The organism is uncultured Chloroflexus sp. (assembly GCF_937129525.1).
Classification (GTDB): domain Bacteria; phylum Chloroflexota; class Chloroflexia; order Chloroflexales; family Chloroflexaceae; genus Chloroflexus.
Window position 1 is genome coordinate 42,018 of record NZ_CAKZNK010000019.1, and the last position, 9,701, is coordinate 51,718.

At 57.7% G+C, this 9,701-nt stretch carries 7 protein-coding genes; 2 read left to right on the top strand and 5 right to left on the bottom strand.

The features are described 5' to 3' along the window. Window position 1 precedes the first annotated feature (1 nt). From nrfD to Q0650_RS01395, 3 genes are all read right to left on the bottom strand, one after another. The gene (gene nrfD, locus Q0650_RS01385) at window positions 2–1,462 is read right to left on the bottom strand and encodes an NrfD/PsrC family molybdoenzyme membrane anchor subunit (RefSeq protein ID WP_298815083.1); all 1,461 of its coding nucleotides are present in this window, start codon (window positions 1,460–1,462) and stop codon (window positions 2–4) included. 2 nt (window positions 1,463–1,464) lie between these two features. Next, the gene (locus Q0650_RS01390) at window positions 1,465–4,554 is read right to left on the bottom strand and encodes a TAT-variant-translocated molybdopterin oxidoreductase (RefSeq protein ID WP_298815086.1); all 3,090 of its coding nucleotides are present in this window, start codon (window positions 4,552–4,554) and stop codon (window positions 1,465–1,467) included. A gap of 83 nt (window positions 4,555–4,637) precedes the next feature. Beyond that, window positions 4,638–5,297 (bottom strand): cytochrome c3 family protein, encoded by a 660-nt coding sequence (locus Q0650_RS01395; RefSeq protein ID WP_298815089.1) that lies wholly within the window; start codon window positions 5,295–5,297, stop codon window positions 4,638–4,640. Between the two features lie 389 nt (window positions 5,298–5,686). Between Q0650_RS01395 and ychF the strand changes: the two genes are divergently transcribed. Further along, a complete protein-coding gene (ychF, locus tag Q0650_RS01400; protein ID WP_298815092.1) occupies window positions 5,687–6,769 on the top strand; it encodes a redox-regulated ATPase YchF in 1,083 nt (360 codons plus the stop codon). After that, the gene (locus Q0650_RS01405) at window positions 6,735–8,129 is read left to right on the top strand and encodes a glycerate kinase (protein ID WP_298815094.1); all 1,395 of its coding nucleotides are present in this window, start codon (window positions 6,735–6,737) and stop codon (window positions 8,127–8,129) included. Before ychF ends, Q0650_RS01405 begins: the two co-directional genes overlap by 35 nt. Window positions 8,130–8,192: 63 nt before the next feature. On the opposite strand, the gene Q0650_RS01410 is transcribed toward Q0650_RS01405, so the two are convergent. Both Q0650_RS01410 and Q0650_RS01415 read right to left on the bottom strand, forming a co-directional pair. After that, on the bottom strand, window positions 8,193–8,825 hold the full coding sequence (locus Q0650_RS01410; protein ID WP_298815096.1) for a hypothetical protein: 633 nt from the start codon (window positions 8,823–8,825) through the stop codon (window positions 8,193–8,195). A gap of 393 nt (window positions 8,826–9,218) precedes the next feature. Continuing rightward, a partial coding sequence (locus Q0650_RS01415) for a methyltransferase domain-containing protein (protein WP_298815098.1) occupies window positions 9,219–9,701 on the bottom strand: 483 nt, incomplete at its 5' end.

The following is a 9,701-nucleotide window of genomic DNA, read 5'->3' on the forward strand; positions in this document are numbered from 1 at the left end:
TCTAGTCTGCCGTCGCTGCGCCGTGGGCCGCGCTGTGATCATGTCCATGCCCATGCGCGCCATGCTCTGCCCGCCGCTTCGCCTTCTCTGTTTCCTGATGGAGGAAGAGCCGCATCTCGAAGATGTTGATCATCGGCAAGACGCGGATGAAGAGGAAGAGCAGCGTGAAGAAGAGACCAAAGGTGCCGATATAGAGCGACCAGTCCCAAATAGTCGGGATATAAATATCCCACGACGAGGGTAAGAAGTCGCGTTCGAGCGAGATCACGATGATCACGTAGCGTTCAAGCCACATACCAACGCTTACGATCAGCGAGATGATCAGCAGAGCCGGAATATTCTGCCGCACCTTCTTAAACCAGAGGGGCTGAATCGCGACCGCATTGCAGAAGAGCAGACCCCAATAGGCCCACGAGCTTGGCCCGAACATACGATTATAGAGGAGGTACTCTTCGTACTCATTGCCGCTGTAGAGCGAGGCAAAGACCTCCATGAAGTAGCCGTATACCACAACCATGCCGGTGGCCAGCATCACTTTAGCCATCACGTCGAGATGATGGATGGTGATATAGCTTTCGAACCCGTAGAAGGTGCGCACCGGGATCATCAGCAAGAGTACCATCGCGAATCCGGCAAACACAGCACCGGCCACGAAGTAGGGCGGGAAGACCGTTACCTGCCAGCCCGGAACCTGCGAGATGGCGAAGTCGAGCGAGATGATCGAGTGAACCGACACGACCAGCGGCGTCGAGAGACCGGCCAGCAAGATCGAGGCCATCTCGTAGCGATGCCAGTGGCGGGCCGAGCCGCGCCAGCCGAGGGCTGCGATACCGTACAGGCGCTTGACCCAGATATTCTTGGCCCGGTCGCGGAGTGTGGCGAAGTCGGGGATCAGACCCACCAGCCAGAAGATCAGTGACACAGTGGCGTAGGTCGAGATTGCGAACACGTCCCACGCCAGTGCGCTGCGGAACTGTGGCCACATCCCGTGGGTGTTGGGGTAAGGAATCAGCCAGTAAAACAGCCACGGACGACCGAGGTGCAGGATCGGGTAGAGACCGGCGCAGGCCACGGCAAACAGCGTCATTGCCTCTGCGAAGCGGTTGATCGAGTTGCGCCAGCCCTGATTCAACAGCAACAAGATTGCCGAGATCAGCGTTCCGGCGTGACCGATACCGATCCACCACACGAAGTTGATGATGTCCATGCCCCAGCCGACCGGGATGTTAATACCCCAGATACCAACGCCGCGGATGAACAGCCATGTCACCGATACAAAAAAGATCATGAGCATGAAGAACGCCACGCTGAAGCCGGCCAACCAGCCTTTAGGAGTCTTCAGCGGCGGCGTCAACGGAACATCGCCGATCTTAGCAGTGATCGACGAGAAGGTTTCACCCGGCAGCAAATAGGCTTCGCCATCATCGTGGGGCCGGGTTCGGAGTGGTTGCGCCTGTGCCATTGCTAGCCTTCCACCTTTTCTAGATCCTCAGACGGATTGCGGACCCGGGCCAGATATGTGGTGCGTGGTACGGTGTTCAGGAAGCCGAGCAGGCCGTAGTTGTGACCTTCTGCTTTCCATTTGGCGACGCGGCTGTTAGGATCATTGATGTCACCAAAGACAATTGCGCCGGTCGGACATGCCTGCTCACAGGCTGTCTGTATGGCGCCATCGCTAATGACATATGATGCCTGGCCAGCCTGCACTGCTGCCCGTTTGGCCGCAATGCGCGCGCCGCTGATTCGCTGCACGCAGTAGGTGCACTTCTCCATCACACCTCGGATGCGCACCGTCACATCTGGGTTGAACGCGAGCTTGAAGGTCTCGGTTGTCGTATCGCTGTATTGCAGGAAGTTAAACCGCCGCACCTTGTAGGGGCAGTTGTTCGAGCAATACTTCGTGCCGACACAGCGATTATACACCATGTTGTTGAGGCCTTCGTAGTCGTGTACAGTGGCCGCAACCGGGCACACAACCTCGCAGGGCGCTTTCTCGCACTGCATACAGTTGACAGGCATCATGTAGATGGCAGGATTGTCAAGGTCTTCGCCAGCGAAGTAGCGGTCGATCCGGATCCAGTGCATCTCGCGACCACGCGAAACCTGGTCTTTGCCGACCACCGCGATGTTATTTTCGGCCTGACAGGCAACGACACAGGCATTGCAGCCGATACAGGCATTCAGATTGATCGTCATGCCCCAGGCATTGCGACCGGTGTAATCATCTCCCGGTTGCAACGAGATGTACCCGGGCGATTCACGACCGTATTCCTCTTTGTACACCTCTTTGGCGATATATTTCGGGTCTTCCTTAAACTTCTTAAACTCGCCGACCCGATAAATATCGCGCCCCTCAATCGTCCAGTGGTCTTGCGTGCTGACCAGCAGGTAGGTGCGCCCGGTGTTGGTTACTCTGGCTCCTGCGCCAAACCAGGGGCTATCGCTGGTGCGGATCGGATACACATCGATCCCAACGCCGTTACCTACCCGTCCGGCATTGGTACGACCGTATCCCAGATTGAGAGTGATCGAGTCTTCGGCGTGACCGGGCAGCAACCAGACCGGCATTTCAACCACACCGCCTCGATACTCGATCCGGGCAATAGTACCATTAACCTTTGAGAGCTGTTCGAGGTAGCGCTGGCGCTCACGGTCATCTTCTTCGCTGCCAATCAGTCGGTCGGCGCTAAAGGGAAGGCCCAGCAACTTGATCGCTGTGCGCGGACTCATCAGGGCTGCGTTGTCCCACACCAGCTTGGTGAGCGGTCTCGGCAGCTCTTGCAGCCAACCATTATTTGCATAGAACCCATCGAAAACTGATGGATCTGGCCGGAAAACGATTTCAACACCCTCACCGGGCTGAGGGATGGCTGCCGCCCGAATTGCCGCTTCGTTCAGTGTCGGGCGGATGACTGGCGCAGTCGTATCGGCAATCACGCCGGTTGCGAGCGCAATCTCCCAACCGGTTTTTCCGATTCGCTCTTCCCAATAGCCGCGCACTAAATCGTAGCTATCGGCGTCGGGCTGGCCGAGCATTGCTGCCAGTAGCTCGTTAGCCGTCTTGCCGCCGTAGAGTGGCTCGATCAAGGGCTGAACGATGCTGGCGGTGCCGTCGAACGCGCGCGCGTCACCCCAACTCTCGAGCGGATGGGCCTGCGGAATATGCCAGGTAGCCCGAACAGAAGTCTCATCGACAAACTGGCTCAGGTGGATCGTGAGCGGAACGGTTGCCATCCGGTCGGCGAAGCGTAAATCGCCGGGCGCGTTATAGACCGGGTTGCCGCCGATCATAATCAGCGTTTCAACTCGACCGGCAGCGATCTCGCTCACCAGCGCTACCAGATCGTTGGTCTGATTGGTTGGGCGCGCTTCCACCGGCTCGTGGTAAAAGACCGTCTTGCCGACGTTATCCAGTTCAGCATTGATCAGATGGGCCAGCGCATGCACGATGGGCGGCTGCTGATCGCCGGCAACTACAACGCAACGGCCGCGGTGCTCTTCGAGGTCTTTGACAATCGCCTTCAAGAACTCTTCCGCTTTGCCGCCGAGTGATGCTGGCGCGCCACCAATGCCCAATTCGTGGGCTAGCGCGCCGGTAAAGGCAGCGATTGCATCGGCTCGCAGCGCCAGCCGGTGGTCGGCAGCCGTGCCGGTAGTCGAAGGACTGGCCTCGACGACGTAGAGCCGGTTCATCTCGCTGCTTCCCTTGCGCACCTTGCGACCTTCGGCAAACGCGCGCGCATAGGCGGCAAAGCCGGGGCCAGGAGCGAGGAAATCGGCATCAAGGCTGACAATGACCAGCGCTGCTGACAGATCATAGCGTGTGGTCACGTCGCGACCGAACGCAAGGCGCGCGCCTTCGACGACATTATCGCGATTCACCGGCTCGTACTGATACCAGCGCGCTTGCGGGTAGGCTTGCAAAAACTGCTCGATTTGCGCTGCCAGCGACGGCGAGGTAACGGTTGTAGTCAGCAGACGGACGCCGGCGCCCTGATTGGCCTGAGCAGCAGTCAAAGCATTGGTCAACGTTGCAGTAAAATCGGCCCATGTGCTGGCTACTCTCTGACGCAACACGGTCGTTGAGCGATCAGGGTCGTACATCGTCAGTACTTCGGCCTGGGCAAACAGGTCGGTAGCGCCAAGGCTGGCCGGATGGCGCGGGTTACCCTCGACCTTGGTTGGTCGCCCTTCGTTTGATCGCACCAGCACGCCAGCGCCATAGCCGCCAAGCGTCAGGGTAGAGGCGAAAAACTGCGGCACGCCGGGCACGCGGCCTTCAGGCTGGCGATCAAACGGCGCGATGTACTGGCGCGGCTGATAGGTACAGGCAGTCACACCCGCCAGTGCCAGCGACGCTCCCATCAGCTTGAGGAATGTGCGCCGGCTTATCCCATCGCCCAGTTCGCTCGCGCCGCGCGGAAATTCGCGCTCCACCAGTTCACGGAACGCCGGCGAGTCGGCCAATTGATCAAGCGAACGCCAGAACTGCGGTCCGCGCGCGTCGCGCAACTGAGCGCGAATGGCTTCGAGGTCATGTTGCTGCTGTGTCATGGTTGTTTACCACTACCGTTACTAACGAAATCCAGCGGGCACATCAGGCGTGTTGTCTGACAAGGCAACACACAGGGCGATTTCTAACGATGGCACACATAGCAGTTGGTCAACTGGTCTGGCGGCATGATGCCGTATTCCACCACGAGCTGGCGCCCGATCTCCAACTGATTAGGCGGTGGCACGTAATCCATGTTGTATACCTCTTCGCGAGGTCGCACATACAGTTCGGGGTTACGGTGACAGTTGAGACACCAGCCCATGTAGAGTGCCTGCTGTTGCCAGACCACCGGCATATTGTTCACCTGCCCGTGGCAGGTCGAACATCCGATGCCTTTGTTGACGTGAATCGAGTGGTTGAAGTAGACAAAATTGGGCAAGTCATACACTTTGACCCACTCAATCGGCTTACCCGTCGCGTAACTCTCGCGAACCTTCTCTAGCAGGGGGCTGTAGGTCTTGATCTGCGAGTGGCAGGTCATACAGGTTTCGGTTGCCGGGATGTTGGCAAAGTAGGACTGGTCAACCGAGGTATGACAGTAGCGGCAATCGATACCGACGATGTTGACGTGCAGTTGATGACTGAATGCAACCGGCTGCTCAATAGCTATATTCACCTGCCGGAAGTAGTTGGAGCGGAAATAGACGCCAAGAATGAGGATTCCTTCGACGACGAGCAAGACGAGCGCGAAGATGCTCAGACGGGCAAGAAGGTTGGCGTTGCGGGGAAAAATCTGTGCCATGCTGCATTACCCTGTTCAGGAATCGATCTGCACGGTGTCAGTCTAGACGGTATTATAGAACCGTTTTGCTTTTGCGTCAAATACCTGGGCGCGATTATACCTGTTTGTCTCAGTATGAAGCCGAAAACGCGATTTCTACAACGTGGTTTAAGTGGAAGGTTTTTGCATATTGTGCATTATCTGAACTGACAATGCGTCTTTTTTCCTCCGGAGTTGTCTGGCCTTGTTGGTTAGTCTCTATATATAGTACCACAATTTTTTGTGCAAACATTCGACAATTATGTGACAAATAGTGCAATTATAGCGAACCTGCCTGCACTCGTGATGGGGTTACGGCGATGATGTGTTATAGTGAAAGACAACGATGAACAGTGCCGAGGGAAACAGGCATGAAGATAGCTATCATTGGCTTGCCAAACAGTGGAAAAACAACCGTCTTTAATGCATTGACGCGCGGTCACGCCGAAACGGCGGCCTATTCATCCGGGCAACTGGAACCGAACATCGCGACGGTAAAGGTTCCCGATCCGCGTCTTGAAGTGCTGGCGCAGATGTTTAAGCCGCGCAAGGTGACCTGCGCCGACGTGCAATATGTTGATATTGGCGGCCTGAGCGGGAGCGGTCGGGCCGGCGGCGGTTTGCCACCTGTGTTGCTCAACTATATTGCTTCGGCTGATGCGCTCTTGCACGTGGTGCGCGCCTTTGATGATCCGGCAGTGCCACACCCAAACGGTTCGGTCGATCCACGGCGCGATATTGCCGCCGTGGATCTCGAACTGGCGTTTTCCGATCTGGGGATTATCGAGCGCCGGCTAAACCGGCTCAATGCCGAAATTCCGAAATTGCCGACCAAAGAGAAGGAGCTGCGCAGCGCCGAGCGTGATCTGTTGCAGCGATTGCGAGAAGCGCTAGAGGCCGAAACGCCGATCCGCGCGCTCGGCCTGACCGATGATGAGGCGCGCATGATCCGCGGCTATCAGTTTCTGACCGCCAAGCCGTTGCTGATTGCCTTGAATATTGGTGAAGAGGCGCTGGCGAATCCGCCCCAGATTGATTATCCTCACCCACAGAGCGCAGTGGTGTCGTTGTGCGGCAAGATCGAAGCCGAGCTGGCCCAGCTTGATGATGCCGAGGCTAGAGTGTTTATGGACGATCTTGGCATCGCGTCGCCGGCGCGCGAACGGGTGATCGCGCTGAGTTATGAACTCCTGGGTTTGATCAGCTTCTTAACAGCCGGTCATGACGAAGTGCGGGCCTGGCCGATCCCGCGAGGGACGCCGGCGGTTGAAGCGGCAGGCACTATTCATTCTGATATTCAGCGCGGGTTTATTCGGGCCGAAATTGTGGCGTACAACGATCTGATTGCCGCCGGTAGTATGCACGAGGCCAAAAAGGCCGGCCTGGTGCGCATGGAAGGGAAGCAGTATATTGTGCAAGATGGTGACATCTGCCACTTCCTCTTCAATGTCTGAGCGGTTGTTGACCGCGTCGCTGCGCCGTTCCGCTGGCGGTCGGGCGTTGGCTGGCGTGATGGCGGCGGCGCTGGCAGCGGCTGATCCGGCGCAGGCTACGGCGGCAGCGTTACGCCGCGAGGGCGACTGGCTGATTGTCGGTGATCGCCGCTACGATCTGCGCGCATTCGAGCGGGCCTGGCTGGTAGGGGCCGGCAAGGCTGGCGCGGCGATGACTGCCGCAGCCGTAGCCGCGCTGGTTGACCGGTTGAGTGGTGGCGTGGTGGTCGTGAAGGATGACGGCGCGCCGTTGCCGGATGTGGCCGGTGTCTCGCTGTTGCGCGCTGCCCATCCCACTCCCGATGAGCGTAGCGTAGTGGCAGGTCAACGCATCGCGACGCTTCTGGCACAGGCTGGCGCGCGCGATCTGGTGATCGGCCTGATCTCTGGTGGTGGTTCGGCGCTGCTCAATCTGCCGGTACCCGGAGTGACGCTGGCCGATATTCAGGCCCTGACAACGGCGCTGCTCGCCTGCGGTGCGCCGATCGGAGCGATCAATACATTGCGCAAGCATCTCGATCAGCTTAAGGGTGGTGGTCTGGCTCGCCTGGCAGCGCCGGCCACGCTCGTTACCCTGATCCTTTCGGACGTGGTTGGCAGTCCGCTTGATGTTATCGCCTCTGGCCCGACGGTGGCCGATCCAACGACCTTTGCCGATGCGATAGCCACGCTCGATCAGTATGGTTTGCGCGCCCAATGTCCACCGGCAATTGTGGCGTATCTTGAGGCGGGAGCGAGGGGTGAGCGGCCAGAGACTCCTAAGCCGGGCGATCAGGCACTGGCTGCCGTGCAGAATGTGTTGATCGGCAGTAATGCGCAGGCGGCGCAGGCGGCGCTGGCCGCGGCGCGCGCTGCCGGTTTCAATGCCCTGCTGTTGACCACCTATCTGGAAGGCGAGGCCCGTGAGGTTGGGCGCGTGCTGGCCGGGATCGCGCGCGAGATGGCGACGACAGGGCAGCCGTTGGCGCCGCCAGCATGTCTGATCGCTGGCGGAGAAACGACGGTGACGCTCCGCGGAACAGGACGGGGTGGACGAAATCAGGAACTGGCGCTCAGCGCGGCGCTGGCGCTCGATGGCCTGAATGGGGTATTGGTGGCGGCGCTGGCGACCGATGGCGGCGACGGCCCTACTGATGCTGCCGGCGCGGTTGCCACCGGCGATACGGTAGCGCGCGCGCACGCATTGGGGTACGAGCCGCGCGACTATCTTCAGCGCAACGATTCGTATACGTTGTTTGCATCGCTTGATGACTTACTGTTGCCCGGCCCAACCGGCACGAATGTGAATGATCTGGTCTTTGTGCTGGTGGAAGCAACCTGAAGCTGCCTGACATGACGTGTATGCACTGCACTGGCAGCGCGCGCAGGCTGGTCATCTCGATGATCAGGTATCGACGCTACCGGCAAGTCTTGCTCTGGCTTCCCGAAGCAATTTAAGATCACTTTCTGTATGTAGTGGCGGTTCCTGGTTCACTGTCTGCAGGCAATAATCCCACCATTGCGTGGCATAGTCAGTATATCCTTCCAGATGTTGCACAACGGCCTGCCAGTCTTTGTTTTTCCTGGCAATTTTGGCTCTGGCGCTGGCTATCTTGCGCAGCTCGTCTAATACAGCCGGCGATGGGTAAGCTTTCAGCAGCAGCTCCTCTGCCTTCTCAAGATTCCCATTCTTGCGGAGTTGTCGCACATATTTGAGCTCGTCGTCGCCCAGAGCTATTCGCTCTGGCGAGGTAGCGGAAATATTCAGGCGACGCCCTCTGATGCGTTCGGCCTCAATAAGAAAGGCGGTCGGATCTCTTCCTTCACTCGATGCCAGTCCGGCCATTTCTCGATAAACTTGCTCGAGCATGTGAGCATCGCGCGCAGAACGACGGACAAGCTGATTCAGAATCCGCCACAAAGTATCAGTAACGCTGGCTTGACTACCGAACTGCTTACTAAGCTCACTCATGTATATATCAAAATCTTTTCGCGCAATACCAAAGATTTCAAGGCGGGCTAACCAGTCAATAATCATAGCCTCATCATGCGTAACCAGCGCTCCATTGCGCGCGAAAATGAATTTGCCACAATGAGGGCATGCCTGTTTGCGAATTGGTTTGGTTGGTAGTTTCTGGTCGCAATTTGGGCACGTTGGCTGCCGCTGGAGGAATTTCAGGATGAATTTCATCATATCATCATAATTGTTGCGGCTCGCTCTAGGATTATGGCGTGTTACATAGACACAAACATGCGCAATCTTGGAAGTGGTCAATAACGTGAGAGTGTCATCTGCGAATCCGATCCGCTTCTCACACGTTGATTGCCTTGGCGACCGATGGTGTCAATGGCTTTACCAATGCCACCATCGGTTACTGTTAGCAGTGCGATGCGCGCGTTCGGATATGAGCCGCGCGATGGTTGGCGACTGTCATGGCTTGCGCGCGGCGATTTTCACGCTGGCAACCTTCCCTTGCAGTTGTGTTGCCCACTGCCGGGCAAAGTCATCATCCGAACCGTTGCCCTCACCGCTCTCTCCTTCCAGGGATTTGGAACCGATCAGCGTCGCAATTTGTGCCGCGTCGTAGATGATGTGGTCTGTGATTTCCACATCAACCAGCCCAACCTGCTGTAAGCCTTCCAGATAGGCCTGCGCTGACACTGCTCCGGCCAGACACGACGAATAGAGTCGGCGATGGCTGGCGATCTCGGCGGGTAGATCCTCGGCGACAATGTCTGCAATCAACATTCGGCCACCGGGTTTAAGCACCCGGGCTATTTCGGCGAAGACCTTTGGTTTTTCCGGCGAAAGGTTGATAACGCAGTTTGAGATGATCCAGTCGATGCTTGCGTCAGCGACCGGCAGCTCTTCGATCAGTCCCTTGCGCACCTCAACATTGGTCAAACCGGCAGC